26 protein-coding genes are annotated in these 25,170 nt (G+C 57.5%); 12 read left to right on the top strand and 14 right to left on the bottom strand.

Going from position 1 to position 25,170, the window contains the following annotated elements:
* Positions 1-44 precede the first annotated feature (44 nt).
* Positions 45-1,409 carry an MFS transporter gene (locus C1Y41_RS00625; RefSeq protein WP_094111498.1) on the top strand — a complete coding sequence of 455 codons (1,365 nt, stop codon included), beginning with the start codon at positions 45-47 and terminating at the stop codon, positions 1,407-1,409.
* A gap of 98 nt (positions 1,410-1,507) precedes the next feature.
* On the opposite strand, the gene C1Y41_RS00620 is transcribed toward C1Y41_RS00625, so the two are convergent.
* Positions 1,508-1,999: a YajQ family cyclic di-GMP-binding protein gene (locus C1Y41_RS00620; RefSeq protein ID WP_039382976.1), complete on the bottom strand. Its 492-nt coding sequence runs from the start codon at positions 1,997-1,999 to the stop codon at positions 1,508-1,510.
* A 124-nt stretch (positions 2,000-2,123) separates the two neighbouring features.
* On the opposite strand from C1Y41_RS00620, the gene panE reads away from it, so the two are divergent.
* Both panE and yajL read left to right on the top strand, forming a co-directional pair.
* A complete protein-coding gene (gene panE / locus C1Y41_RS00615; RefSeq protein WP_039382975.1) occupies positions 2,124-3,044 on the top strand; it encodes a 2-dehydropantoate 2-reductase in 921 nt (306 codons plus the stop codon).
* Complete coding sequence (gene yajL / locus C1Y41_RS00610; RefSeq protein WP_039382974.1) at positions 2,998-3,609, top strand: protein deglycase YajL; 612 nt, start codon at positions 2,998-3,000, stop codon at positions 3,607-3,609. The genes panE and yajL overlap by 47 nt, the downstream gene beginning before the upstream one ends.
* A 212-nt stretch (positions 3,610-3,821) precedes the next feature.
* Here the strand turns inward: yajL and thiI are convergent, their stop codons facing one another.
* Positions 3,822-5,270 (bottom strand): tRNA uracil 4-sulfurtransferase ThiI, encoded by a 1,449-nt coding sequence (thiI, locus tag C1Y41_RS00605; protein WP_104084627.1) that lies wholly within the window; start codon positions 5,268-5,270, stop codon positions 3,822-3,824.
* Positions 5,271-5,504: 234 nt separating this feature from the next.
* Here thiI and xseB point away from each other — a divergent pair, with 234 nt between their 5' ends.
* The 4 genes from xseB (at position 5,505) to C1Y41_RS00585 (ending at position 9,574) form a co-directional block, all read left to right on the top strand.
* The gene (gene xseB / locus C1Y41_RS00600) at positions 5,505-5,747 is read left to right on the top strand and encodes an exodeoxyribonuclease VII small subunit (protein WP_039382972.1); all 243 of its coding nucleotides are present in this window, start codon (positions 5,505-5,507) and stop codon (positions 5,745-5,747) included.
* Positions 5,747-6,646 carry a (2E,6E)-farnesyl diphosphate synthase gene (ispA, locus tag C1Y41_RS00595; RefSeq protein WP_039382971.1) on the top strand — a complete coding sequence of 300 codons (900 nt, stop codon included), beginning with the start codon at positions 5,747-5,749 and terminating at the stop codon, positions 6,644-6,646. Before xseB ends, ispA begins: the two co-directional genes overlap by 1 nt.
* A 19-nt stretch (positions 6,647-6,665) precedes the next feature.
* Positions 6,666-8,531 (top strand): 1-deoxy-D-xylulose-5-phosphate synthase, encoded by a 1,866-nt coding sequence (gene dxs / locus C1Y41_RS00590; protein ID WP_071668929.1) that lies wholly within the window; start codon positions 6,666-6,668, stop codon positions 8,529-8,531.
* Positions 8,532-8,599: 68 nt separating this feature from the next.
* Positions 8,600-9,574: an aldo/keto reductase gene (locus tag C1Y41_RS00585; protein WP_039382969.1), complete on the top strand. Its 975-nt coding sequence runs from the start codon at positions 8,600-8,602 to the stop codon at positions 9,572-9,574.
* A gap of 238 nt (positions 9,575-9,812) precedes the next feature.
* On the opposite strand, the gene pgpA is transcribed toward C1Y41_RS00585, so the two are convergent.
* From pgpA to nrdR, 6 genes are all read right to left on the bottom strand, one after another.
* Positions 9,813-10,304 carry a phosphatidylglycerophosphatase A gene (gene pgpA / locus C1Y41_RS00580; RefSeq protein WP_039382968.1) on the bottom strand — a complete coding sequence of 164 codons (492 nt, stop codon included), beginning with the start codon at positions 10,302-10,304 and terminating at the stop codon, positions 9,813-9,815.
* Positions 10,291-11,268 carry a thiamine-phosphate kinase gene (thiL, locus tag C1Y41_RS00575; RefSeq protein WP_039382967.1) on the bottom strand — a complete coding sequence of 326 codons (978 nt, stop codon included), beginning with the start codon at positions 11,266-11,268 and terminating at the stop codon, positions 10,291-10,293. The genes pgpA and thiL overlap by 14 nt, the downstream gene beginning before the upstream one ends.
* A 45-nt stretch (positions 11,269-11,313) precedes the next feature.
* Positions 11,314-11,733 (bottom strand): transcription antitermination factor NusB, encoded by a 420-nt coding sequence (gene nusB / locus C1Y41_RS00570; RefSeq protein WP_039382966.1) that lies wholly within the window; start codon positions 11,731-11,733, stop codon positions 11,314-11,316.
* Positions 11,734-11,752: 19 nt separating this feature from the next.
* Complete coding sequence (gene ribE, locus C1Y41_RS00565) at positions 11,753-12,223, bottom strand: 6,7-dimethyl-8-ribityllumazine synthase (protein ID WP_039382965.1); 471 nt, start codon at positions 12,221-12,223, stop codon at positions 11,753-11,755.
* 94 nt (positions 12,224-12,317) lie between these two features.
* Positions 12,318-13,421 carry a bifunctional diaminohydroxyphosphoribosylaminopyrimidine deaminase/5-amino-6-(5-phosphoribosylamino)uracil reductase RibD gene (gene ribD / locus C1Y41_RS00560; RefSeq protein ID WP_039382964.1) on the bottom strand — a complete coding sequence of 368 codons (1,104 nt, stop codon included), beginning with the start codon at positions 13,419-13,421 and terminating at the stop codon, positions 12,318-12,320.
* Positions 13,422-13,424: 3 nt separating this feature from the next.
* Entirely contained in the window at positions 13,425-13,874 is a 450-nt protein-coding gene (gene nrdR / locus C1Y41_RS00555; protein ID WP_039382963.1) for a transcriptional regulator NrdR, read from the bottom strand.
* Positions 13,875-14,046: 172 nt separating this feature from the next.
* On the opposite strand from nrdR, the gene lysM reads away from it, so the two are divergent.
* Both lysM and C1Y41_RS00545 read left to right on the top strand, forming a co-directional pair.
* A complete protein-coding gene (gene lysM, locus C1Y41_RS00550; protein ID WP_039382962.1) occupies positions 14,047-14,484 on the top strand; it encodes a peptidoglycan-binding protein LysM in 438 nt (145 codons plus the stop codon).
* A gap of 15 nt (positions 14,485-14,499) precedes the next feature.
* Positions 14,500-15,051: a DUF3251 domain-containing protein gene (locus C1Y41_RS00545; protein WP_104084626.1), complete on the top strand. Its 552-nt coding sequence runs from the start codon at positions 14,500-14,502 to the stop codon at positions 15,049-15,051.
* Between the two features lie 49 nt (positions 15,052-15,100).
* Here C1Y41_RS00545 and secF read toward each other — a convergent pair whose 3' ends face one another.
* The 5 genes from secF to queA form a co-directional block, all read right to left on the bottom strand.
* Entirely contained in the window at positions 15,101-16,069 is a 969-nt protein-coding gene (gene secF, locus C1Y41_RS00540) for a protein translocase subunit SecF (RefSeq protein ID WP_065649969.1), read from the bottom strand.
* A 10-nt stretch (positions 16,070-16,079) separates the two neighbouring features.
* Positions 16,080-17,927 (bottom strand): protein translocase subunit SecD, encoded by a 1,848-nt coding sequence (secD, locus tag C1Y41_RS00535; protein WP_071668617.1) that lies wholly within the window; start codon positions 17,925-17,927, stop codon positions 16,080-16,082.
* Positions 17,928-17,952: 25 nt separating this feature from the next.
* Positions 17,953-18,285, bottom strand: coding sequence for a preprotein translocase subunit YajC (gene yajC / locus C1Y41_RS00530; RefSeq protein WP_039382958.1), 333 nt, complete (start codon positions 18,283-18,285; stop codon positions 17,953-17,955).
* A gap of 25 nt (positions 18,286-18,310) precedes the next feature.
* Complete coding sequence (tgt, locus tag C1Y41_RS00525; RefSeq protein ID WP_104085325.1) at positions 18,311-19,435, bottom strand: tRNA guanosine(34) transglycosylase Tgt; 1,125 nt, start codon at positions 19,433-19,435, stop codon at positions 18,311-18,313.
* A 71-nt stretch (positions 19,436-19,506) separates the two neighbouring features.
* Complete coding sequence (gene queA / locus C1Y41_RS00520; protein ID WP_094111493.1) at positions 19,507-20,586, bottom strand: tRNA preQ1(34) S-adenosylmethionine ribosyltransferase-isomerase QueA; 1,080 nt, start codon at positions 20,584-20,586, stop codon at positions 19,507-19,509.
* A gap of 102 nt (positions 20,587-20,688) precedes the next feature.
* On the opposite strand from queA, the gene C1Y41_RS00515 reads away from it, so the two are divergent.
* The 3 genes from C1Y41_RS00515 to C1Y41_RS00505 all read left to right on the top strand — a co-directional run bounded on the left by C1Y41_RS00515 (position 20,689) and on the right by C1Y41_RS00505 (position 23,471).
* The gene (locus C1Y41_RS00515; RefSeq protein WP_039382956.1) at positions 20,689-21,270 is read left to right on the top strand and encodes an ACP phosphodiesterase; all 582 of its coding nucleotides are present in this window, start codon (positions 20,689-20,691) and stop codon (positions 21,268-21,270) included.
* Positions 21,271-21,432: 162 nt separating this feature from the next.
* Positions 21,433-22,239, top strand: coding sequence for an inositol monophosphatase (locus C1Y41_RS00510; protein WP_039382955.1), 807 nt, complete (start codon positions 21,433-21,435; stop codon positions 22,237-22,239).
* A complete protein-coding gene (locus tag C1Y41_RS00505; protein WP_104084625.1) occupies positions 22,236-23,471 on the top strand; it encodes a histidine-type phosphatase in 1,236 nt (411 codons plus the stop codon). The genes C1Y41_RS00510 and C1Y41_RS00505 overlap by 4 nt, the downstream gene beginning before the upstream one ends.
* 284 nt (positions 23,472-23,755) lie before the next feature.
* Here C1Y41_RS00505 and proY read toward each other — a convergent pair whose 3' ends face one another.
* Positions 23,756-25,111 carry a proline-specific permease ProY gene (gene proY, locus C1Y41_RS00500; protein ID WP_039382953.1) on the bottom strand — a complete coding sequence of 452 codons (1,356 nt, stop codon included), beginning with the start codon at positions 25,109-25,111 and terminating at the stop codon, positions 23,756-23,758.
* Between the last annotated feature and the right edge of the window lie 59 nt (positions 25,112-25,170).

The following is a 25,170-nucleotide window of genomic DNA, read 5'->3' as shown; positions in this document are numbered from 1 at the left end:
GCTGCAGCATGGTGCATGACAGGCAGACACTTACAGAGGTTGGAATGAACGACAATAAAATGACGCCGGTAGAGCTGCGCGCTACATGGGGTTTAGGTACCGTTTTTTCCCTGCGTATGCTCGGAATGTTTATGGTTCTGCCGGTACTTACTACTTACGGCATGGCGTTGCAGGGTGCCAGCGAAACCCTGATTGGTCTGGCAATTGGTATTTATGGTCTGGCACAGGCCATTTTTCAGATCCCCTTCGGGCTGCTTTCCGATCGTATCGGACGCAAGCCGCTGATTGTCGGCGGCCTGCTGCTGTTTGTCCTTGGCAGCGTGATCGCCGCCACGACAACCTCAATCTGGGGCATTATTCTTGGTCGCGCCTTACAAGGCTCCGGCGCTATTGCCGCCGCCGTAATGGCGCTGCTGTCCGATCTCACCCGTGAGCAGAACCGCACTAAAGCGATGGCGTTTATCGGTATCAGTTTTGGCGTGACCTTTGCGATTGCCATGGTGGCCGGACCCATTGTCACGCACGCGCTGGGGCTGCATGCGCTGTTCTGGATGATTGCGCTGCTGGCAACGCTGGGTATCGTTATCACGCTGCTGGTCGTGCCGAATGCGCGCGGTCACGTGCTTAACCGCGAGTCCGGGATGGTAAAAGGCAGCATTCGCGCCGTGCTGGCCAATCCCAGACTGCTGAAGCTTAATATCGGCATTCTCTGTCTGCACGTGCTGCTGATGTCGAGCTTTGTCGCCCTGCCCGGCCAGTTTGAACTGGCAGGCCTCCCGGCAGCTGAGCACTGGAAAATCTATCTGGTGACCATGCTGGTTGCCTTTGTCGCCGTAGTGCCGGTCATTATCTACGCCGAAGTAAAGCGCCGTATGAAGCGGGTTTTTGTCAGCTGCGTGGCGCTGATTATCATTGCGGAAATCGTTCTCTGGGGAGCAGAAGGCCACTTCTGGACGCTGGTGGCTGGCGTGCAGCTCTTTTTCCTCGCGTTTAACGTAATGGAGGCCATTCTGCCCTCGCTGATCAGCAAAGAGTCACCGGCTGGTTATAAGGGCACCGCCATGGGTATCTACTCCACCAGCCAGTTTCTTGGAGTGGCGATTGGCGGCAGCCTCGGCGGCTGGATTTTTGGTCATATTGATGCGCAGACGGTATTTCTCATCGGAGCGATTATCGCTGCGGCCTGGCTGTTTGTTGCGATGTCGATGCAGGAGCCGCCTTACGTCAGCAGCCTGCGGCTGGTACTGAGCGACGCCGTGCTGGCCGTGCCGAATCTGGAAAAACGTCTGAAAGCTCAGCCTGGCGTGGCATCCGTATTTATCGTGCCGGAAGAGAAAAGCGCGTATATCAAAATCGACAGCAAAGTCACGAGCCGCGTTGAGATAGAGGCGCTGCTCGCCAGCTGCTGAATCTGAAGCCCGACCACTGCGTCGGGCTTTTTTTTACAGCGATCTATCCGGCATGGTGCGCTGTCGATCTATCGCGGTACGGCGTGCGCCAGAGAGGATTAATCGCGGAAGTTTTTGAACTGGAATGGCTGGCCGAGGTTGCCACCGCGCACCAGCGCCATCGCGCCCTGCAGATCGTCGCGCGATTTGCCGGTCACGCGCAGTTCGTCGCCCTGAATCTGCGTCTGCACCTTAAGCTTGCTGTCTTTGATCAGCTTCACCAGCTTTTTGGCAACGTCGCTTTCAATGCCTTTTTTCAGTTTGGCTTCTACGCTCCAGCTTTTACCGCTGTGTTCAATCTCTTCCGGCACCTCAATCGCAGCGTTTTCAATACCGCGCTTCAGTAGCTTTTCACGCAGAATATCGACAATCTGCTTCACCTGAAAATCGGACTCGGTGGTGATTTTAATCGTCTCGTTCTTCTCATTCAGCTCAACGCTGGCGGTGACGTTACGAAAGTCGAAGCGGGTTGAGAGTTCACGGTTGGTATTTTCTACCGCGTTGCGGACTTCCTGCAGCTCGACTTCGGAAACGATATCGAAAGATGGCATCTTTTCTTCTCCTGATACTAAAGTGACATGCATAATACGCGTCTTGCTGCGCTAATAAAACACGCGGCAGCTCAAAGCTATACTGAGTATGTGATGTGAAAATACCCCGCCAGCAGGAGGCAGAATGAAAATTACCGTGCTGGGTTGCGGCGCGCTGGGGCAGGTCTGGCTGACTGCGCTGGCCCGTCAGGGTCACGACGTACAGGGCTGGCTGCGCGTGCCGCAGCCCTACTGTTCCGTTAACGTCACCGATCTGCAGGGCGAAGTGAGCAATCACACCTTTATCGCCAACGATCCGCTGTTTCTGGCGCGCAGCGACCTGTTGCTGGTTACCCTGAAAGCGCCACAGGTTTCGCCAGCAATTAAAAATCTTCAGAGCGTGCTGCGCGCGGACATGCCGGTTTTGCTGCTGCATAACGGTATGGGAACGCTGGAGGAGCTGCGCGATTTGACGCAGCCGCTGCTGCGCGGCATCACCACCCATGCGGCGATGCATGACGGGACAGTGATCCGCCACGTGGCGGCTGGCATCACGCATATCGGACCGGTCAGCCGTGACGCCGCGCCGTTGAGCCATCTCGCGGATCTGCTGCATCAGGCATTACCTGACGTTGCCTGGCATGATGATATTGCTTCCGCCTGCTGGCGCAAGCTGGCGGTGAACTGCGTTATCAATCCGCTAACGGTAGAGCATGAGTGCCTGAACGGCGCGCTGCGCGCCTGGCCGGAGCAGATCGATACGCTGTGCGACGAGCTGGCGCTGCTGCTGACGCGTGAAGGACAGCATATGGATGCAGAGACGCTACGCGCCATTATTTATGACGTTATCGACACGACTGCCGCCAATGTCTCTTCTATGCTGCAGGATATCCGTACGCAGCGACAAACTGAAATTGATTATATTACCGGCTATCTGCTGCGCCGCGCGCGCAGTCAGGGCATTACGCTGCCGGAGAATAGCCGCCTTTATGATCTGGTAAAACGTAAGGAGTCACAATATGAACGCCAGCCCATCCGTACTGGTATGCCTCGCTCATGGCAGTGAAGAGACCGAAGCGGTCACCACCATCGACGTGCTGGTGCGCGGCGGCATCACTGTCACTACCGCCAGCGCAGAGAGTGACGGCACACGGGAAATTATATGCTCGCGCGGCGTGCGCCTGCTGGCTGATGCCCCTCTGGCAGAAGTGGCAGATAACGATTTTGACGCCGTTGTTCTGCCCGGTGGTCTGAAAGGTGCGGAGACGTTCCGCGACAGCCCGCTGCTGGTGGAAACGGTGCGCCAGTTTCATCTGACAGGCAAAATTGTGGCGGCTATTTGCGCAGCGCCAGGCACGGTACTGGTGCCGCACGATCTTTTTCCGGTCGGGAATATGACCGGCTTTCCGGGCCTGAAAGAGACAATTCCGGATGCGAAATGGATGGAGCGCCGCGTGGTATGGGATCCGCGCGTCAATCTGCTCACCAGCCAGGGACCGGGTACAGCGTTTGATTTTGCATTAAAGTTGGTGGATCTGCTGCAGGATAAAGAGACCGCACGCGAAGTCGCCTCACAGCTGGTGCTGGCGGCAGGCATTTATAATTATCAGGAGTTCGACGAGCGCGAATAAAGTGCGCCTCTGCGAATTCCGTTGCGCGAAATTAATTCCGGTATCACCGTAGGGGGTGCATTAATGCGCCCCTGGGCCGAATCGGATGCCGCACATAAACCAGGGCGCCATTAATGGCGCCCCTACGAAGCCAGACGTAGGGGGCGCATTAATGCGCCCCAACAAATTCCGGTGATATCCCGGCGGATAATCCCGGTGGCGCCCCTGACGTGCTAAGGGCGATAAACTTTCACGTTTGTAAAACCCTGCTCGTGCAGATAAAGCGCCTGCAGTTTGCTCATCACGCCACGATCGCAATAGAGCAGCCAGGTCCGGTTCTGATCCAAATCGCCAAACTGCGTGCTGAGCTTATAGAACGGCAGCGACTTCACTTCCACGCCGCTGAGATCCAGCGGGGAAGCGTCCTGCTCGTCAGCGGCACGGATATCGAGCACCACATCGTTAGTGCCAAAAGAGTCCACGGTCTCTACTTCCACCACTTCTTCTTCGGTCTGTTCAGCAATCTCGCGGATATCGAGATTAGTCGCTTCCTGCACCACGCGCTGAAGAATATCGAAGTTGAAATTCTGCTCTTCCGCTTCAATTTTGCCTTTCACCGCTTTAACCGTCGGGCTCTTTGAGATCACGCCGCAGTATTCCGGCATGGTGCGGGCGAAATCTTCCGTACCGATCTGCCGCGCCACGTTAATAATATGCTCTTTATCGTGTGAAATCAGCGGACGCAGGATCAGCGTATCGGATGCGTTATCGATCAGGCGCAGGTTGGTCAGCGTCTGGCTCGATACCTGACCCAGCGCTTCGCCGGTCACCAGCGCCTGTACACCGTAGCGCTCGGCAATCATTGACGCAGCGCGAACCATCATGCGCTTCAGCACCACGCCCATCTGCCCGTCATCAATGTTTTCCAGAATCTCGCCGACGACCGGCTCAAAATTGATGGCGACAAAGCGCACGCGGTGTGAGCGGCCAAAACGATTCCACAGATAGTGTGCTACCTGACGCACGCCAATCTCATGTGCCGCGCCGCCAAGGTTAAAGAAGCAGTAGTGCACGCGGCAGCCGCGTCGCATCAGCATGTAACTGGAGACACCGGAATCAAAGCCACCGGAGATCAGCGACATCACATCTTCCTGCGTGCCGATTGGAAAGCCGCCCAGCCCTTCAAAGCGACCGGTGATCAGCAGCAGACGATCGTCTTCAATCTCCAGATTAACCGTCTCATCCGGCTGCTTCAGCTGCACGCGCGCGCTGGCGATATGCTGATTCAGCCCGCCGCCTACATAGCGTTCCACATCCTGTGAACTGAAGCTGTGGGTGCCGCGACGTTTTACGCGCACGCTGAAGCTTTTATTTTCCAGGCGCTCACGGTTCAGCGCCAGCGTCTGCTCAAAGATATCGTGCATATCGGTGTAAGCACGATCTTCAACGGCGAGCACGTGGTGGATACCAGGAATACGCGTCAGCTCATCCACAATGGTTTCACGCAGCGCTTCGTTTTTGGCGCGTACTTCAATGTGATCCCAGTGGCGCACCACCTTGATATCCTCATTCAGAGAACGCAGGGTATTGCGGATATTGCCGGTAAGAATTTTGATAAAGCGCAGCCGCACCGACTGACTTTTGATGGTGATTTCAGGGAAGAGCTTGATGATAAACTTCATGGCGACACAGCTTCGTTGGGCAAATAAGTGCTAAAATCATCAGCACTTAGCTGGTAAGATCATAATATTGCGGGGATCGCGAGAGCGTCCGCATCCGAGGCGCAAAAGTATACCACCTTTACTGCGTGACTGCTTCTGCTACCGCAATCACATTCAACATTTTGCTTATTATTCCCCGTCGGCTACCATGACCGATTGCACGAAGATGTCCCAAACTGTGAGTCGACACTGATTATGCCGAAAAAAGCCGAAGCGCCCGTGAGTTTTGAAACCGCCCTGCAGCAGCTGGAGCAGATTGTGAGCCGGCTGGAAAGCGGCGAGCTGCCGCTGGAAGAGGCGCTGAATGAGTTTGAGCGCGGTGTGCAGCTGGCGCGCAGCGGTCAGCAGACGCTGCAGCAGGCTGAACAGCGCGTACAGATCCTGCTGAGCGATGATAAAACGGCCGACCTTACCCCTTTTACGCCGGATAACGACTAATGGATTTTGTCCAGCTACAGCAAACCTATCATGAGCGCGTAAATCAGGCGCTGACACGTTTAATAGATCCACTGCCTTTTCAGAGTTCCCCGCTGGTGAATGCCATGCATTATGGGGCACTATTAGGAGGTAAGCGTCTGCGTCCTTTTCTGGTCTATGCCACCGGTGAAATGCTTAACGCCGACGCAGCCAGCCTTGATGCGCCTGCCGCCGCCACAGAGTGTATCCACGCCTATTCGCTGATCCATGACGATCTGCCGGCGATGGATGATGACGCGCTGCGCCGCGGACAGCCTACCTGTCATATTCGTTATGGTGAAGATACGGCCATTCTGGCGGGCGATGCGCTGCAAACGCTGGCCTTCTCTATTCTGGCTGATGAACCGATGCCGGGCGTCAGCGCGGCAACGCGCGTGAGAATGATCTCTGAACTGGCGCAGGCCAGCGGCGTTGCCGGTATGTGCGGCGGCCAGGCGCTGGATTTAGCGGCCGAAGGCAGACAGATCGATCTGGCGCAGCTTGAGCAGATCCATCGCCATAAAACCGGCGCACTGATCCGTCTTGCCGTGCGTCTGGGTGCGCTGGCTGCAGGCGAGCCGGCTCGCCTGGCGCTGCCGCTGCTGGACACCTATGCTGATGCTATCGGCCTAGCGTTTCAGGTGCAGGATGACATTCTGGATGTCACCGGCGATACCGCCGTGCTGGGCAAAACCCAGGGCGCCGATCAGGCGCTGGGCAAAAGTACCTACCCTGCCCTGTTAGGGCTTGAGGGCGCGCGTACAAAAGCGCAGGCGCTCTATCAGGAAGCTTTGGGGGCGCTGGAGATCCTCGCCGGCCAGGGCTATGACACAAGCGTATTACAAGCGCTGGCAAGCTTCATAATTGAACGCGATAAATAACTTTCATAATGAGTCTCTGATGAGTTTTGATATTGCAAAATACCCGACACTGGCGTTAGCAGGCACGGTGCAGGAATTACGTTTACTGCCGAAAGAGAAACTTCCGGCCCTGTGCGATGAGCTGCGTCAGTATCTGCTGGATAGCGTCAGCCGCTCATCCGGCCACTTTGCGTCGGGTCTGGGCGTTGTCGAGCTGACCGTCGCATTGCATTACGTCTACAATACCCCATTTGACCATCTGGTCTGGGACGTAGGCCATCAGGCTTATCCGCATAAAATTCTGACCGGACGCCGCGATCGCATCGGCACCATCCGGCAGAAAAACGGCCTGCACCCGTTTCCGTGGCGCGGTGAGAGCGAATATGACGTCCTGAGCGTCGGACACTCTTCTACCTCCATCAGCGCCGGTCTCGGCATGGCGGTCGCCGCCGAGCGGGAAGGTAAAGGTCGCCGCACCGCCTGTATCATTGGCGACGGCGCAATTACCGCCGGAATGGCGTTTGAGGCGATGAACCATGCCGGCGATATCAAGCCCGATATGCTGGTGATCCTCAACGACAATGAGATGTCGATCTCGGAGAACGTTGGCGCGCTGAATAACCGCCTGGCGCAGATCCTCTCCGGTAAAACCTATTCGCGCCTGCGCGAAGGCAGCAAGCGCGTGCTGGACGGTCTGCCGCCGATTAAAGAGCTGGTGAAGCGCACCGAAGAGCATCTGAAAGGCATGGTGGTGCCCGGCACGCTGTTCGAGGAGCTGGGCTTTAACTACATCGGTCCGGTTGACGGCCATGATGTACTGACGCTGGTCAGCACGCTGAAGAATATGCGCGATCTTAAAGGTCCGCAGTTCCTGCATATCATGACCAAAAAAGGCAAAGGCTATGCCCCTGCCGAGCAGGATCCTATCGCCTGGCATGCCGTGCCGAAGTTTGACCCGGCCAGCGGTGCGCTGCCAAAAAGCGTGCCTGGTCTGCCGAGCTACTCGAAGATTTTTGGCGACTGGCTGAGCGAGATCGCCGCTGACGATCCGCGCATGATGGCGGTCACGCCGGCAATGCGTGAAGGGTCCGGCATGGTGAGTTATTCGCGCGCCTATCCGCAGCAATATTTTGACGTGGCGATTGCTGAACAGCACGCCGTGACCTTTGCTGCCGGCATGGCGATTGGCGGTTACAAGCCGGTCGTGGCGATTTACTCCACCTTCCTGCAGCGCGCTTACGATCAGGTGATCCACGATGTGGCGATTCAGCAGCTGCCGGTGCTGTTTGCTATCGACCGCGGCGGTATTGTCGGCGCGGATGGTCAGACGCATCAGGGCGCATTTGATATCGCCTATCTGCGCTGCGTGCCCGGCATGGTGATTATGACGCCAAGCGACGAGAATGAGTGTCGCCTGATGCTCTACACCGGCTATCACTATCAGGCGGGTCCGAGCGCGGTGCGCTATCCGCGCGGTACCGGTACCGGTGCCACGCTTGAGCCGCTTACCAGTCTGCCGCTGGGCAAAGGGGTGGTGAAGCGTCAGGGTGAAAAGCTGGCGATCCTCAATTTCGGCACGCTGCTGCCGGATGCGCAGGCCGCGGCTGAAGCACTGAACGCCACGCTGGTAGATATGCGCTTTGTGAAACCGCTGGATGAAACCCTGATTCGCGAGCTGGCGCAGAGCCATGATGCGCTGGTGACGCTGGAAGAAGGTGCCATCATGGGTGGCGCCGGCAGCGGCGTAAATGAGTTTGTGATGGCGAAACGCCTGGCCGTGCCGGTGCTCAACCTTGGCCTGCCAGATGAGTTTATTCCACAGGGTACTCAGGAAGAGGTGCGTCACGACTATCAACTGGATGCCGCCGGCATTCAGCAGCAGATCGCTGCCTGGCTCGCGCAATAACTCCCCTCTTCGCTCCTGCTGCTATGCTTACGGAATCCTTTTCCCACGCATAAGAGCAGGAGCTCTCAATGAAAACCGTTCGTTTAGGCCAGACCGATCTCCAGGTATCCCGACTCTGCTTAGGCTGCATGACCTATGGCGATCCGATGCGCGGCAACCACGCCTGGACGCTGCCGGAAGAGAGCAGCCGGCCGCTGATCAAACAGGCGCTGGACGCGGGGATCAACTTTTTTGATACCGCCAACAGCTATTCTGACGGCAGCAGCGAAGAGATCCTCGGACGCGCGCTGAAAGATTTCGCGCGGCGCGATGACGTGGTGGTCGCGACCAAAGTTTACTTCCCGCTCAGCAACCTGTCGCAGGGCCTGTCGCGGCAGAATATTCTGCAGTCGATCGATGACAGCCTGATGCGACTCGGCATGGATCATGTGGATCTGCTGCAGATCCACCGCTGGGACTATGCAACGCCCGTTGAAGAGACGCTGCAGGCGCTGGATGAGGTGGTGAAAGCGGGTAAGGCGCGTTATATCGGCGCCTCTTCCATGCACGCCTCTCAGTTTGCTCAGGCACTGCAGCTGCAGCAAGATCATGGCTGGGCGCGCTTTGTCAGCATGCAGGATCAATACAATCTGATCCAGCGCGAAGAGGAAAAGGAGATGCACCCGCTCTGTCAGCGTGAGGGCATCGCCGTGCTGCCGTGGAGCCCGCTGGCGCGCGGCAAACTGACGCGCCCCTGGGGGGAAACTACCGCACGCTCGGTCTCTGATAATGTGATGGAGAAGTTGTATACCGGTACAGAAGAGAACGACGCCGCGATTGCGGAGCGACTGGCCACCATTGCCGCGGAGAAAAAGGTGACGCGCGCGCAGGTCGCACTGGCATGGCTGCTGCATAAACCCGCCGTGACCGCCCCTATTATCGGCGCTTCACGTGAGCAGCAGTTTGCCGAATTGGTTAAAGCGGTTGACGTTGAATTGAGTGCGGAAGATATCGCCGAGCTGGAGATGGTCTATCAGCCGCATCCGGCTGTAGGGTATGAGTAAGCAATTGATATCCGCATAAACCAGGGCGGCATAAATGCCGCCCCTACAAAACATGACGTAGGGGGCGCATTCATGCGCCCCTGGCCGAGCCATGTACCGCGGTTATACGTATCGATGCGCCTGAAACCAGGGCGGCATAAATACCGCCCCTACAAAATATACGTAGGGGGCGCATTCATGCGCCCCTGGCCGAATCATATACCGCGGGTTATACGCATTAATGCGTCCCTGGCCGCCCTTACAGCAGCAGGCCGGCGCCGTATAATACGGCTGCGGAGACTACGCCGGCGATGATATCGTCGACCATAATGCCCATTCCGCCATGAACGTTCTTATCGAACCAGCGAATAGGCCACGGTTTCCAGATATCAAAAATCCGGAAGATGACAAAACCAGCCAGTACCCACCAGCCGTTAAGCACCGGGATCGCCATTAGCGTGATCCACATGCCGACAAACTCATCCCAGACGATGCTGCCGTGATCGTGTACGCCCATGTCACGCGCGGTGCGATGACAGAGATAGACGCCCACGCTGATACCCACCAGCACCACCAGCGAATAGAGCTGCAGCGGCAGAAACGTCATCAGCCACCAGAACGGGATCGCGGCCACCGAGCCTACGGTACCCGGCATAAAAGGGCTTAATCCGCTGCCAAAACCGGTTGCCAGCAGATGCCAGGGATTGCGCATCCGCAGGCGACTTTTCGCTACATCTTTATCGCGCGTCAAAATGGTCAAATCCTTTATGGTTAAAGCGGCGCGGCTTGCCGTGCTCCAGCAGCGTCAGCCCTTCCGCTTCCGGGGCGATCTGTCCGATACAGGTATAAGGTGCGCCAAGCCGGCCCAGCGCCACATCCAGCGCGCCGCGGTTAACTTCAGGCACCGTGAAGCAGAGTTCATAATCTTCACCGCCGCTCAGCGCCCAGCGCAGCACCTGCTCCGGCGCAAAATGATCGCGCAGCGTAGCGGAGAGCGGCAGCGCGTCGAGATTCAGGCGTGCGCCAACCCGGCTGGCCGTCAGAATATGGCCAAGATCGGAAATCAGGCCATCAGAGATATCGATCGCCGAGGTAGCAAGGCTGCGCAGCGCCTGGCCCTGCAGCACGCGCGGCATCGGACGCAGATGACGCTTGATCAGCACCTCGTGCACCGCCGGATCGTCAAGACGATGATGATGCTGCAGCAGCGACAGTCCCGCCGCGCTGTCACCCAGCGTGCCGGTAACGTAGATCCAGTCACCTGGCTTTGCACCGGAGCGCTTCAGCGCGCGCCCGACAGGCACCAGCCCGTGAATACCCAGCGTCAGGCTGAGCGGACCGCGCGTGGTGTCGCCGCCAATCAGCTGCATATCGTAGTAGTCGAGCAGCTCAAACAGGCTGTCGCTGAAGCCCGCCAGCCAGGTCTCATCGACCTCAGGCAGCGTCAGTGCCAGCGTCAGCCATGCCGGATCGGCGCCCATCGCAGCTAAATCGCTGAGGTTTACCGCCAGCGCTTTGTAGCCGAGATCGGCCGGATGGATATCGCGTAAGAAATGGACGCCCGCTACCAGCGTATCGGTGCTGATAGCGAGGGTCTGTTTGTCAGGAACGTTCAGTAACGCACAGTCATCACCAATGCCCTTCTCCACGTCGCGACGGGAGCTGGTTACACGGTTGAAATAGCGTGCGATCAGTTCAAATTCACCACAGGACATAAATCAGGTCTCAATGAAAAAAGGCCGGTCACCCGGCCTTCTGCACTACTTTCTGTTTGGTCGTATTTGCGGAGCGGCTTTATCCAGCACGCCGTTGACAAACTTATGGCTGTCTTCAGCGCCAAACACTTTTGCCAGCTCAATACCTTCGTTGATGGCGACTTTATAAGGCACATCCGCACGCTTGCTCAGCTCATAGAGCGAGAGGCGCAGGATCGCTTTTTCTACCTGACCCAGCTCTTCAAGCTGGCGCGACAGCCAGGGTTTCATCAAGCCATCCAGGTACGCGCTGTTGGTCGCCACACCGGCCAGCAGTTCGCGGAAATAGCTAATATCGACGTCTTTGACGTCTTGTTCCGCCAGAAACTGGTATTCCACATCGGCAATGTCGTTGTTGGACAACTGCCAGGAGTAGAGCGCCTGGACAGCGCACTCACGGGCGCGACGACGAGCAGCAGGTTTCACAAAATTCCCCTTACAAAAATCAGGCTTTAATGGCTTTCAATACGTTGATCATTTCAAGTGCGGTCAGCGCGGCTTCTGCGCCTTTGTTACCCGCTTTCGTGCCGGCGCGTTCAATCGCCTGCTCGATATTTTCGGTGGTCAGAACGCCGAAGGTGACCGGGATTTCGCAGCTCATTGCCACGTTAGCGATACCGGAGCTCGCTTCACCTGCCACATATTCGAAGTGGGCAGTGCCGCCACGGATCACCGTGCCCAGCGCAACAATCGCGTCGTGCTTACCGGTATTCGCCAGCGCGCGCGCGGCCAGCGGCAGCTCATAGGCGCCCGGCACCCAGACCACGGTGATGTTTTCAGCTTTAACCTGACCGATACGCTTCAGCGCATCTACCGCGCCATCCAGCAGACTGTCATTGATAAAGTTGTTAAAACGCGCAATCACGATGGCAATTTTAGCATCAGGCGTGGCAACAGCAGCTTCGATAACGTTCATACATATCCTTTGGGTGTGTGTTTTATAGCCCCCGCAGAAGGGGGCGGATTCTATCATACTCTTTAGCCGGGCGCTCAGGCTTTTCCGTGCATGCTTAACGCAGGGTCAGGGTAAGACGCAGATCGTCACCCACTTTGCGCACATCACGAAAATCGAGGCGCGGCGCGGCGCTCAACGCCTCCAGCCCGGGGAGCGTACAGAGCCCGCGTCCGGCGTCGCCAAGCAGTATCGGTGCGATATAAACAATCAGCTCATCCACCAGTCCGGCCTGAATCAGCGCGCCCGCCAGGCCCGCTCCCGCCTCGACCCAGACGCTGTTAATCTGACGCTGACCGAGCAGCATCATCATCGCGACCAGATCAAGCTGTTCGCCGCGCGGCGGCACCGCAATCTGCGTTACGCTCTCCGGCCACGCGGCGTCATCGGGAGCGGTACGCATCAGCCAGCTCTCACCCGGCTGATGAATCAGCCGGTGCTGCGGCGTCACGCGCTGCTGGCTGTCAACCACCACCCGCACCGGCTGCCGCAGAGTCTGCGTATCCAGCTGCTGGAGAACGCTGTCGCTGAGTTCATCTGCGCGTACCGTGAGTGACGGATCGTCGGCCAGCACGGTGGCACTGCTGGTAAGAATGGCGGAACTCTGCGCGCGGAACTGCTGCACATCCCGGCGGGCGGCCGCCGAGGTGATCCACTTGCTCTCACCGCTCGCCATCGCTGTGCGGCCATCCAGTGAAGCGCCAAGCTTGAGCTGTATCCAGGGAAACCCGGTGCGCATACGCTTGAGAAACCCGCGATTGAGCGCTTCCGCTTCCGCCATCATCAGCCCGTGACTGACTTCAATTCCCGCCTGCTGCAGGCGCCAGAGACCGCGCCCTGCGACCTGCGGGTTAGGATCCTGCATGGCGACCACCACGCGGCTGACGCCAGCAGCAATCAGCGCATCGCAGCAGGGTGGCGTCCGGCCATGATGGCTGCACGGCTCCAGCGTAACGTAGGCGGTTGCGCCGCGCGCCTGCTCTCCGGCCATGCGCAGCGCATGCACTTCAGCATGCGGTTCACCCGCGCGCTGATGCCAGCCTTCGCCGACAATTGTGCCGTCACGCACGATCACGCAGCCGACGTTGGGGTTGGGCGTGGTGGTGAAACGACCGCGTCGCGCCAGTTCCAGCGCGCGCGCCATATAGCGAGCATCGGTCATGATTCAGTCCTGTAAGCGGGCGATCTCTTCGCCAAAGTCGCGAATATCTTCAAAGCTGCGGTAGACCGAGGCGAAGCGGATGTAAGCGACCTTATCCAGTTTTTTTAGCTCTTCCATCACCAGATTGCCAATCAGCTTGCTGGCAATCTCACGTTCGCCGGTCGCACGCAGCTGGGTTTTAATGTGATTGACTGCGCTATCGACCGCATCAGCACTGACGGGGCGCTTCTCCAGCGCCTTCATCATGCCGCTGGTCAGCTTATCTTCGTTAAAAGGCTCACGCACGTCGTTGCTTTTTACCACGCGCGGCATCACCAGCTCCGCCATCTCAAACGTGGTAAAGCGCTCATGGCAGACCAGACACTGACGGCGGCGGCGCACCGAGGAACCTTCACTGACCAGGCGTGAGTCGATCACTTTGGTATCCACAGCGGAACAGAATGGGCAATGCATGACGTTTCCTGTCGCGAGATTTTGGGCCACATAGTGTAACGCGAACTCACATTTAACAAAACAGAGGCCGCCTGCGTGGCAGTTTTTTCAGCGCTCATAACCGCTTCTGCCAGCAAATGTCAAAAACGCACTACGCTTAAAGAGCCAATCCGGCACAATCACAGGAGGAACTATGGGTCTGTTTAACTTCGTCAAAGAAGCAGGAGAGAAACTGTGGGACAGCGTGACAGGCGGTGATGACTCCAGCAAAAAGCTGCAGGATCACATCAACAAGCTCGGCCTGCCAGACAGCGATAAAGTCAACGTCAATGTGCAGGGTGATACCGTAACCGTCAGCGGCGATGGCATTTCACAGGAGCTTAAAGAGAAGATTCTGGTGGCAGCCGGTAACGTTGCCGGCATCACTAAAGTGGATGATAAAGTCACCGTCAGCGACACCGCACGCGAAGCCAACCTCTACACAGTGAAAAAAGGCGACACCCTGAGCGCTATTTCCAAACAGGTCTACGGCGATCCGAATCAGTACAACAAAATCTTCGAAGCTAACAAGCCGATGCTGAGCCATCCGGACAAAATCTATCCGGGCCAGGTACTGCGTATTCCGGAATAAGGTGTGGGAGAGAGCATGAGACTCAGGAGCTTACCGGTTCCGGCGGTGCTGTCGCTGCTGCTGCTGAGCAGCTGCAGCACTCCGCCTCCTGCCCCGCAGGTCAGAGAGCTGCATCAGGAGGTGAGCCAGCTCAATCAGCAGATGCGTCATCTCACCCGCCGCGCCGGCGCGCTGGAGCAGCAGGGCCAGCTTAACAGCCGCTCCACTCAGGGCGCATGGCTGGTACCCGGTTCCGCGACGCCGGTTGATCTGGAGACGCAGCTGGGTACGCTGCGTCTCGCACTGCTGAACGTGAGTGCAGAAGCAAACGGCAGCCAGGCCAGCCTGGTTATCCGCTCTGCTGATGACAAGCCGGTACCCGCGCTGAGCGCGACCGTGGTGTGGGGTGAAAGCGATCTCGCCAGTGGTCAGCCGCTGGCCGCCGACAGCCTGAGTCAGCGCATCAGCGTGCCCGCCAGCCTGATGCCGCGCAGCACGGTAACAGTGCCGCTGCACCTGAGTGGCCTGACACCGGATCGGCTCGGCTATGTGCGCGTACATGAGGTAACGGCAGACGCCGCGCCATAAAAAAAGGCCCTTCCGGAGAAGGGCCTTTTTGCATCGGTCAGCGCCGGGCTTACGGCAGAATAGAAGGCTGATCGGCGCCCTCTTTTTCCACTTTCTGCACCAGCATATGCTCACGCTTCATCCCCAGCTTCAGCGCCAGCGCTGAAGAGACGTAGATGGATGAGATCGTACCGATCGTCACACCAATCAGCATCGTGAGCGAGAAGCCTTTCAGCAGCGCGCCGCCAAAGATGAACAGGATCAGGATCATCGCCAGCGTGGTGATAGAAGTGATCAGGGTACGGCTCAGCGTCTGGGTCAGCGACACGTTGGTGATATCGTAAGAAGAACCGCGACGGATCTTACGGAAGTTCTCACGAATACGGTCAGAAACCACAATCTTATCGTTAAGCGAGTAACCAATCACCGACATCAGCGAGGCAACGATGGTCAGATCGATTTCAATGCTGAATAGCGCCAGCAGGCCGCAGGTGATGATAACGTCATGCGCCAGCGCCAGCACGGTGCCCAGCGCCAGACGCCATTCAAAGCGAAACCCGATGTAGATAAGAATAGCGATCAGCGCAGAGAGCAGCGCCATCGCCCCCGCCTGCGCCAGGTCGCTACCTACGCTTGGTCCGACAAACTCAATGCGTTTTACCGTCGCGTTCTGCTGCGTGGTCTGGTTGATAGAGGACAACACCTTGTTGCCCAGCTCCTGACCCGCATTGCCGGTCGCAGGTGGCATCCGCACCATCACGTCGCGGCTGCTGCCGAAGTTCTGCACCAGCGGCTCGTCAAAGCCCGCTTTTACCAGACCTTCGCGCAGCGCATCGAGATCTGCAGGTTTCTCCAGGTTAATCTCAATCACCGTACCGCCGGTGAAATCGAGTCCCCAGTTAAACCCGCGCACGCCGATAATGGCGATTGACGCCACGATCAGCAGACCCGAGATGATAAACGCCAGCGTATCCCAGCGCATAAAGTCTACGACCTTACGCCCGTGGTTCAGCTGTTCAATACTATATTCCTGTGCCACAACGCACTCCTCAGATAGACAGCTTGTTGATGCGTTTGCCGCCGTACACCAGGTTAACGATGGCACGGGTGCCGACGATAGCGGTAAACATCGAGGTTGCAATACCGATAGCGGTGGTGATTGCAAAGCCTTTGATGGAGCCGGTACCCACCGCATAAAGAATGATGACTTTAATCAGCGTGGTGACGTTGGCGTCGACGATACTGGAGAAGGCGCCTTTGTAGCCCTCATGAATCGCCTGCTGTACCGAGCGTCCGTTACGCAGCTCTTCTTTAATACGTTCGTTAATCAACACGTTGGCATCTACGGCAACCGCCAGCGTCAGCACGATACCGGCAATGCCCGGCATGGTGAGCGTGGCGCCTGGCAGCAGCGACATGATGCCGACAATCAGCACCAGGTTACACAGCAGCGCGCTGGTCGCAATCAGACCAAACTTTTTGTAGAACACCACCATAAAGATGATCGAAGCGATCAGACCCCACAGGCAGGCTTCCAGACCCTGGGTGATGTTCTGCTGACCCATAGTCGGGCCAATGGTACGCTCTTCGACAATCTGAATCGGCGCAATCAGCGCACCGGCACGCAGCAGCAGCGACAGCTGACGCGCTTCGTTCGGGTTGCTGATACCGGTGATGCGGAAGCTATTACCCAGCCGTGACTGAATGTTCGCCACGTTGATCACTTCTTCCTGCTTCGCCAGAATCGCTCTGCCGTTGGCATCTTTCTTGCCGCTGTCCTTGTACTCCACAAACAGGGTCGCCATCGGCTTGCCGATGTTGTCCTTGGTGAAATTCGACATGATGTTACCGCCCGCGCCATCCAGTGAAATATTCACCTGCGGCTGGTTGTACTCATCCATGCTGGACGTGGAATCGGTGATGTGATCGCCGGTAAGAATGACACGCTTATAGAGCACAACCGGCTGCCCTTCCCGCGTTTTCTTCACTTCTGAGTCACCCGGCACGCGTCCATTTGCCGCAGCACCCGGATCTACGCTGGTATTAACCAGACGGAACTCCAGCGTCGCGGTGGCACCAAGGATCTCTTTTGCCCGCGCGGTATCCTGGATACCCGGCAGCTCAACCACGATGCGGTCGGCACCCTGACGCTGCACCAGCGGCTCAGCAACGCCCAGCTGGTTAACACGGTTGCGCAGGATATTAATATTCTGCTGTACCGCATATTCCCGCGCTTCACTCAGGCGCGCATCGGTCATCACCGCGCGCATTGCATCGCTGCCCGCACTGGTGAATACCATATCGCGGTGGCGTGGCGTCAGGTAGCCGATCGCGTCATCGCGGCTTTTGGCGTCGCGGAAACGCACTTCCACACCGTAGTTAGCGAGTTTGCTGACGTTGGTATAAGGAATATTCTTTTCACGCAGATCGCTGCGCAGGCCGTCTGCATTCTGCTCCTGCAGCTTGCCCAGCGCGGTATCCATATCCACTTCCATCAGGAAGTGCACCCCGCCCCGCAGGTCCAGACCGAGTTTCATCGGTTCCGCTGCCAGCAGAGTGAGCCAGCGCGGCGTGGCCGGTGCGAGATTGAGGGCTACCACGAAATCGTCACCCAGCGCAGTTGTAAGCGCTTCGCGCGCGCGCAGCTGCACATCGGTGTTAGCGAAACGCGCCAGAATAGCGCCATTTTCCAGTGCGAGGGATTTGCTCTGAATGTTGTCTTGTTTGAGTACGTTCTGGATCTGATCCAACGTCTGCTCACTGGCGGCGCTTCCGCGCGCACCAGTGATCTGAACGGCCGGATCCTCACCATAAAGGTTAGGAAGCGCATACAGCAGGCCGATAAGAATAACGGCGACCAGCATGATGTACTTCCACAAAGGATAACGGTTTAACACGGCAGTTCCCTTCGGGAAGATAAAATTACAGCGCCTTCATCGACCCTTTCGGCAGGACGGCGGCCACGAAATCACGTTTAATCACTACTTCAGTGGTGTCGTTCAGGGCGATAGCGATATAACCGGTATCAGCAACTTTAGTGACACGACCCACCAGGCCGCCGTTGGTCAGCACTTCATCCCCTTTCGAGATGGAGTCCATCAGCTTTTTATGATCTTTGGCGCGCTTCTGCTGCGGACGCAGGATCATGAAGTAGAAAATCAGACCAAAAACCACCAGCATGATCACCAGAGAATACGGACTTCCCTGTGACGGAGCGCCCGCTGCTGCGACGGCGTCAGAAATGAAAAAGCTCATTTAATTTCCCTCATTGATAGAATAATCAGACGTTTAACGGTGGAACCGCTTTGCCCGTCCGTAGGTAGAACTCGCTAACAAAGTGCTCTAATTTACCCTCTTCGATAGCCTGGCGTAAACCCGCCATCAGACGCTGGTAATAGCGCAGATTGTGAATCGTATTCAGGCGTGCGCCCAGTATTTCGTTACAGCGATCAAGATGGTGCAAGTAGGCGCGACTGTAATTGCGACAGGTGTAACAATCACACTCCGCATCCAGCGGCGCGGTGTCATCTTTATACTTCGCGTTGCGGATTTTCACCACGCCGTCGGTAACAAACAGATGACCGTTGCGCGCGTTGCGGGTAGGCATAACGCAGTCAAACATATCGATACCGCGGCGTACGCCTTCCACCAGATCTTCTGGCTTTCCGACGCCCATCAGATAGCGCGGTTTATCCTGCGGAATTTGCGGACAGACATGTTCCAGAATACGGTGCATATCCTCTTTCGGCTCACCCACCGCGAGGCCGCCCACAGCGTACCCATCAAAGCCAATCTCTACCAGACCTTTGACGGAGACATCTCGTAAATCTTCGTAAACACCACCCTGGATAATCCCGAACAGCGCATTTTTATTACCGAGCGAATCGAAGCGATCGCGGCTGCGTTGTGCCCAGCGCAGCGACATCTCCATCGAACGTTTTGCATAATCCCAGTCAGCCGGATATGGCGTGCACTCATCGAAAATCATCACGATATCGGAGCCGAGATCGTACTGGATCTCCATCGATTTTTCCGGATCGAGGAAAATCGGATCGCCGTTGATGGGGTTGCGGAAATGCACGCCCGCTTCGGTGATCTTACGGATATCACCCAGGCTGAATACCTGGAAGCCGCCCGAATCGGTCAGAATCGGTCCCTGCCAGTTCATAAAGTCATGCAGATCGCCGTGCAGCTTCATGATCTCCTGCCCCGGACGCAGCCAGAGGTGGAAAGTGTTGCCCAGCAGGATCTGCGCACCGGTCTCTTTCACTTCTTCCGGCGTCATGCCTTTAACGGTGCCATACGTGCCCACCGGCATAAATGCCGGGGTTTCAACCACGCCGCGATCGAAAACCAGACGTCCGCGACGCGCGCGTCCGTCTATTGTATCTAATTCAAATTTCACATTAACCTCATCAGAGAAACAGTCTGATTTACCCGACTGTAGCCGTGCCACCCGCAGGCGGCACCGGAACATTAAGGGTGTGTGCTTCCGACAGGTTCGTCAGGAGCGTGCGGATTACGGGTGATGTACATCGCATCCCCGTAGCTAAAGAAACGGTACTGTTCGGCCACCGCGCTCTGGTACGCCGCCATGGTGTTTTTATAGCCGGCAAACGCAGAAACCAGCATAATCAGCGTCGATTCCGGCAGATGGAAGTTGGTAATGAGCGCATCGATAATCTGGTAGCGATAGCCAGGATAGATAAAGATCTGCGTGTCATCAAAGAAAGGCGCCAGCGGCGCATCCTGACTCGCCTGAGCGGCGCTCTCCAGCGAGCGCACCGACGTGGTCCCTACCGCGACAACTTTATTGCCGCGTGCTTTACAGGCCAGCACCGCGTCAACCACATCCTGCGGCACCTCTGCATATTCCGAGTGCATGATATGGTCATTGATATTTTCAACGCGCACCGGCTGGAAGGTACCGGCCCCGACGTGCAGCGTCACAAACGCCATCTCCACCCCTTTAGCTTTCAGCGCCTCCAGCAGCGGTTCATCAAAGTGCAGCCCGGCGGTTGGTGCTGCCACCGCGCCAGGACGGGCGCTGTATACCGTCTGGTAAAGCTCGCGATCGGCCTCTTCATCCGGGCGATCGATATAGGGCGGCAGCGGCATATGGCCTACGCTATTGAGAATATCGAGCACCGCGCGTTCATCGGTAAAGGCGATCTCAAACAGCGCATCGTGCCGCGCCACCATGGTCGCTTTTACGCTCTCATCGTCGCCCAGCAGCAGCTCAGTGCCCGGCTTTGGCGCCTTTGAGGCACGCACGTGCGCCAGCACCCGCTTATCATCCAGCATACGCTCTACCAGCATTTCAATCCGGCCGCCGCTGGCTTTACGTCCATAGACGCGCGCCGGGATCACCCGCGTATTATTGAACACCAGCAGATCGCCGGGATTAAGCTTCTCCAGCACATCGGTAAAGACACCGTGCGTCAGGGCGCCGCTCGGGCCATCAAGGGACAGCAGACGGCATCCGCTGCGCTGCGCCTGGGGATAGTGGGCAATCAGGGATTCGGGCAACTCAAAGCTAAAATCGGCGACACGCATGTATAACTTTTCCGGACTCAAAAACAGGCGGCATAGTTTAGCGGAAAAGTGGGAAATTCTGAACAACTGGCTGCAGAGACGCGATTCTGCCTATAATAGCGCATGAATTTTCTTGCTCACCTTCATCTTGCCACGCTGGCAGAAAGCTCGCTGCTGGGCAACCTGCTGGCCGACTTTGTGCGCGGCAACGTTCAGGCGCAGTGGCCGGCACCGGTTGCAGCGGGGATCGCCCTGCACCGCCGTATCGATGTGCTGACGGACAACCTGCCTGAAGTGCGTACCGCCCGGCAGTGGTTTCGTCCGGAAACGCGGCGCGTAGCCCCGATTACGCTTGATGTGATCTGGGATCATTTTCTTGCGCGCCACTGGCAGCAGTTCCAGCCCGATATCTCACTCGCCGCCTTTAGTGAGGCTGCACAGCAGCATATTGTGCCGCAGCTTGCGGGAACGCCAGAAAGCTTTATTGAGCTCAACGCGGTGATGTGGCGCGAACGCTGGTTTGAACACTACGCCGAACCGGCGCGGCTGGAGCGGGTGCTGCGCGGCATGGCGTATCGCCGTCCCCGTCTTGCGGCGCTGCGCGACTCCTATCAGGATTTTGTTGATCACTATGACGCGCTGGAAGCGCTGTTTTTTGCTTTCTATCCGCGTCTGATGGCGGATGCTCGCGCACAGCGCCTCTGAATCCATAATCCGCGCCAATACCTCCTCTCCCCTCTTGCCAGCCGCATATATCTGCGGCTTAATGAAGCCTTTCTTAACTTTACCAGACCCGGCCACACCACCATTCCGCCTGTTCAGGCACGTCTGGTTACTACACCAGCCAGAAAATGATAAGAGGGAAACATGTCATCAGCTACGTTAACTGAATTAGAGGCGCGCTATCAGTTTGCCTGCGAGGTCGCCAGAGCCGCTGGCAGTCGCGCCATGTCGTGGTATCAGCAGCGTAACCAGCTGGTTGCAGAATATAAGAAGGATTTACAGGATCTGGTCAGTGAGGCTGACCGCAACGTTGAGGAGTTAATCCGGCACCTTATCCTTGAACGCTTTCCTGAAGACGCGGTTATCGGTGAGGAGAGCGGCGGAGACGCCGGACAGGCACGCTTTATCTGGGTAGTTGACCCGATTGATGGCACCAGCAACTTTCTCAGCGGTCTGCACAACTGGTGCGTGGCGCTGGCGATTGTGTGTGAAGGCGAACCGGTTATTGGCGTGGTATGCGATCCCAATCATCAGGAGATCTTTCACGCCTGCCGGGGCAAAGGCGCATGGATGAACGAGCAGCGTATCCGGGCACACAGCGCCGGCCAGCTGAGCCAGGGGCTGTTTGGTCTGGGCTGTTCCACCAGTCAGCCTGCGGCTCCGCTGCTCGACTTTATCAGCGCGCTGCTGCAGCAGGGCGGCATGTTTATCCGCAACGGTTCCGGGGCGCTGATGAGCGCGTGGGCGGCGGCCGGGCGGCTGACCGGCTATTACGAAGCGCGCATGCAGCCGTGGGACGGCCTGCCTGGCATCGTACTGATGCGGGAAGCGGGTGGAGAGACCAACCGTTATGAGCAGAATAATGGCCTGACGCAGGGCAATCCGGTGCTGCTGGCTAACGCCACGCTCTGGCCGCAGATCAATGCGCTGCTGGCGGAGCCGCTGACGTGAAATCGCTGCTGATATTGCTGCTGCTGCCGCTGCCGCTGCTCGCCACCGCAGCCGATCCCTGGCAGCTGGAAAAGGTGGTGGAGATCGGCCGGCACGGCGTACGTCCTCCGACGGCGGCTAACCGGGCAGAGATTGAAGCGGCCACGCAGCGCCCCTGGCCGCGCTGGAGCACGGCGGATGGCGAGCTTACCGGTCACGGCTACAGCGCGGTAGTAAATAAAGGACGCTGGCAGGGTAACTACTATCGTCAGGCGGGCCTGCTCCACGCGGGCTGCCCTGACAGCCGGCAAATTTATGTGCGCGCCAGCCCGCTGCAGCGCACGCGGGCCACGGCCCAGGCGCTGACTGACGGCGCGTTTCCCGGCTGCGGTGTGCCGGTGCACGTTGTCGCCGATGGGCCGGACCCCCTGTTTCAGAGCGATAAATTTCCATTTGCCCGGACCGATCCTGCCCGCGAGCAGGCAGCGATTGCCGCACGGGCTGGCGACCTTGCTGCGCTGCAGCAGCGGCTGCAGCCGGCGATCCGGCAGCTAAATGCGGCGGTCTGTGACGGCGATTGCCGCTTTTTTTCGCGCCCGTGGCAGCTGAAGCAGACCCGGAGCGGCCACAGCTATATCCAGGGATTAAGCGTCATGGCGAGCATGGTGGAAACGCTGCGTCTCGGCTGGAGTGAAAATCTGCCGCCAGAGGCGCTGGCGCAGGGGCGCCTGAACAGCGCGCAGCAGATTACGGCGCTGCTGCCACTGCTCACCGCAAATTACGATCTGAGTAACGATGTCCCTTATCTGGCACAAAAGCGCGGCTCAATATTGCTCGATGCGGCGATCGCGGCGCTCGAAGATCGTCCCGGCTCGCCCGATACCCGCTGGCTGCTGCTGGTAGCCCACGATACCAATATCGCAATGGTGCGCACCCTGATGAATTTCAGCTGGCAGCTGCCGGGCTACGCGCGCGGTAATATCCCGCCGGGCAGCAGCCTGGTGTTTGAGCGCTGGCGCGATACGCGTGACAACAGCCGCCGGCTGCGCATTTACTTTCAGGCGCAGAGTCTGGATGCGCTGCGCCAGCTCGCGCCGGTGGATCGGCAGCACCCTTTACTGCAGGCAGAGTGGCATCAGCCAGACTGTCACGACAGCGCCATCGGCACGCTCTGTCCTTATCAATCGACGCTGGCTCAGCTCAGGCAGGGAGTCGACAGCAGCGCCCTCGCCCCCGTCACATGGGCTCCCTGAGTCAGTTGCACCTTTGTTCAGCCCGCCATGCGGGCTTATCAGTTTCCCGGCCGCCTCTTCGTTCTGCTGAAGCGTTTTTATGGCTGAATTGCGATAATTCTATATTTGTCCGCTGTGACATAACGCTATGAAATTTAGCGTATTCTGAGTGCGTCAATCATCCCTTAGTTTTGACCTATTTTTCCGTTTTGGTTCTATTTTTCGGCGACAGGATGCGCCGAATACTTTTTTTCCCATAAAAAAAGTCGCCACACAGGGCGACTCTTTTCTTTTTAGCCTGACGCTCAGCGTTTCTGCTTTTTCACCAGCGGCCACGCCAGCAGCAGCAGCACAATCCAGGCAAAGCCCACGTAGAGTGAAATTCGCGTATCAGGGAAATAGCCAATCAGCGCAATGATAAAGGCGAGAAACAGCACGCCTGCCCAGGTGGTGGCACTGCCGCCCGGTACGGCAAACTGCAGCTGCGCCGCCTGCGCCTTGCCAATTTTGCGCCGGAATGCGATCTGCGACAGCAGGATCATAATCCATACCCAGACCGTGGCAAAGGTCGCCAGCGAGGCGATCACCAGGAAGACTTTTTCCGGCATCAGGTAGTTCAGATAAACGGCGATAAGCATCGCAAACATCATCACCACCACCGTCACCCACGGGATGCCGCGCGAAGAGACTTTCTGGAACACTTTAGGCGCATGGCCCTGCTGCGCCATACCGTGCAGCATACGCCCCACGCCAAACACATCGCTGTTGATGGCAGATAGCGAAGCGGTCAGCACCACAAAGTTAAGAATTGACGCCGCCGCAGCGATACCCAGATGCTGGAACGTCAGCACAAAGGGGCTGCCCTCGGTACCGACCTGATTCCACGGGTAGATCGACATGATGACAAACAGCGTACCCACATAAAACACCAGGATACGCAGCGGCACCGAATTGATCGCGCGCGGAATCGATTTGGCGGGCTCATCCGCTTCACCGGCGGTAATACCGATGATTTCGATCCCGCCATAGGCAAACATCACCATCTGCAGCGAGAGCAGCATACCCACAATACCGTGGGCGAAAAAGCCGCCGTTGCTCCAGAGATTATGGATCCCGGTCGGCGTTCCGCCGTTGCCGATGCCCCAGAAAATCATGCCAAAGCCCGCCACAATCATGATGATAATGGTGGCGACCTTAAAGAAAGAGAACCAGAACTCTACTTCGCCAAACACCTTCACGCTCATCAGGTTGATGGCGCCGATAATCAGCACTACCGACAGCACCCAGATCCAGTGCGGTACATCCGGAAACCAGACGCCCATATAGATGCCAAATGCGGTGACATCCGCGATCGCCACAATCAGGATCTCAAAGCAGTAGGTCCAGCCGGTGATATAGCCCGCCAGCGGACCGAGATAATCCTGCGCATAGCGCGAAAAGGAGCTTGATTGCGGATTGTTAACCGACATTTCCCCCAGCGCACGCATGATGATATAGGCCACCGCGCCACCAATAATATAGGCCAGTAAAACGCTGGGCCCCGCCATCCTGATAGCATCCGCCGAGCCGTAAAACAGCCCGGTACCGATTGCCGATCCCAGCGCCATAAAGCGAATATGGCGCGTGCTCAGTCCGCGTTTGAGCGTGTTGGTTTCTTGCATAACAAACAGGTCCTGTGAAAATGAAAAAACCACGGGCAAGCCCGTGGTCGGAATGAACA

Source organism: Pantoea sp. ICBG 1758, assembly GCF_002928325.1.
Classification (GTDB): Bacteria; Pseudomonadota; Gammaproteobacteria; order Enterobacterales; family Enterobacteriaceae; genus Pantoea; species Pantoea eucrina.
The sequence above is the reverse complement of the archived record's forward strand: the minus strand, read 5'-3'. Positions and strand labels throughout refer to the sequence as shown.

What these genes read in the sequence shown, in the direction of transcription:
- ispA (WP_039382971.1), top strand. Translation starts at nt 5,747, where the DNA reads ATGGATTTTGTCCAGCTACAGCAAACCTATCATGAGCGCGTAAATCAG.
- lysM (WP_039382962.1), top strand. Translation starts at nt 14,047, where the DNA reads ATGGGTCTGTTTAACTTCGTCAAAGAAGCAGGAGAGAAACTGTGGGAC.
- nrdR (WP_039382963.1), bottom strand. Translation starts at nt 13,874, where the DNA reads ATGCATTGCCCATTCTGTTCCGCTGTGGATACCAAAGTGATCGACTCA.
- thiL (WP_039382967.1), bottom strand. Translation starts at nt 11,268, where the DNA reads ATGTCCTGTGGTGAATTTGAACTGATCGCACGCTATTTCAACCGTGTA.
- proY (WP_039382953.1), bottom strand. Translation starts at nt 25,111, where the DNA reads ATGCAAGAAACCAACACGCTCAAACGCGGACTGAGCACGCGCCATATT.
- C1Y41_RS00625 (WP_094111498.1), top strand. Translation starts at nt 45, where the DNA reads ATGAACGACAATAAAATGACGCCGGTAGAGCTGCGCGCTACATGGGGT.
- C1Y41_RS00585 (WP_039382969.1), top strand. Translation starts at nt 8,600, where the DNA reads ATGAAAACCGTTCGTTTAGGCCAGACCGATCTCCAGGTATCCCGACTC.
- yajC (WP_039382958.1), bottom strand. Translation starts at nt 18,285, where the DNA reads ATGAGCTTTTTCATTTCTGACGCCGTCGCAGCAGCGGGCGCTCCGTCA.
- C1Y41_RS00620 (WP_039382976.1), bottom strand. Translation starts at nt 1,999, where the DNA reads ATGCCATCTTTCGATATCGTTTCCGAAGTCGAGCTGCAGGAAGTCCGC.
- panE (WP_039382975.1), top strand. Translation starts at nt 2,124, where the DNA reads ATGAAAATTACCGTGCTGGGTTGCGGCGCGCTGGGGCAGGTCTGGCTG.
- dxs (WP_071668929.1), top strand. Translation starts at nt 6,666, where the DNA reads ATGAGTTTTGATATTGCAAAATACCCGACACTGGCGTTAGCAGGCACG.
- queA (WP_094111493.1), bottom strand. Translation starts at nt 20,586, where the DNA reads ATGCGTGTCGCCGATTTTAGCTTTGAGTTGCCCGAATCCCTGATTGCC.
- thiI (WP_104084627.1), bottom strand. Translation starts at nt 5,270, where the DNA reads ATGAAGTTTATCATCAAGCTCTTCCCTGAAATCACCATCAAAAGTCAG.
- C1Y41_RS00515 (WP_039382956.1), top strand. Translation starts at nt 20,689, where the DNA reads ATGAATTTTCTTGCTCACCTTCATCTTGCCACGCTGGCAGAAAGCTCG.
- C1Y41_RS00510 (WP_039382955.1), top strand. Translation starts at nt 21,433, where the DNA reads ATGTCATCAGCTACGTTAACTGAATTAGAGGCGCGCTATCAGTTTGCC.
- yajL (WP_039382974.1), top strand. Translation starts at nt 2,998, where the DNA reads ATGAACGCCAGCCCATCCGTACTGGTATGCCTCGCTCATGGCAGTGAA.
- ribE (WP_039382965.1), bottom strand. Translation starts at nt 12,223, where the DNA reads ATGAACGTTATCGAAGCTGCTGTTGCCACGCCTGATGCTAAAATTGCC.
- C1Y41_RS00545 (WP_104084626.1), top strand. Translation starts at nt 14,500, where the DNA reads ATGAGACTCAGGAGCTTACCGGTTCCGGCGGTGCTGTCGCTGCTGCTG.
- xseB (WP_039382972.1), top strand. Translation starts at nt 5,505, where the DNA reads ATGCCGAAAAAAGCCGAAGCGCCCGTGAGTTTTGAAACCGCCCTGCAG.
- ribD (WP_039382964.1), bottom strand. Translation starts at nt 13,421, where the DNA reads ATGACCGATGCTCGCTATATGGCGCGCGCGCTGGAACTGGCGCGACGC.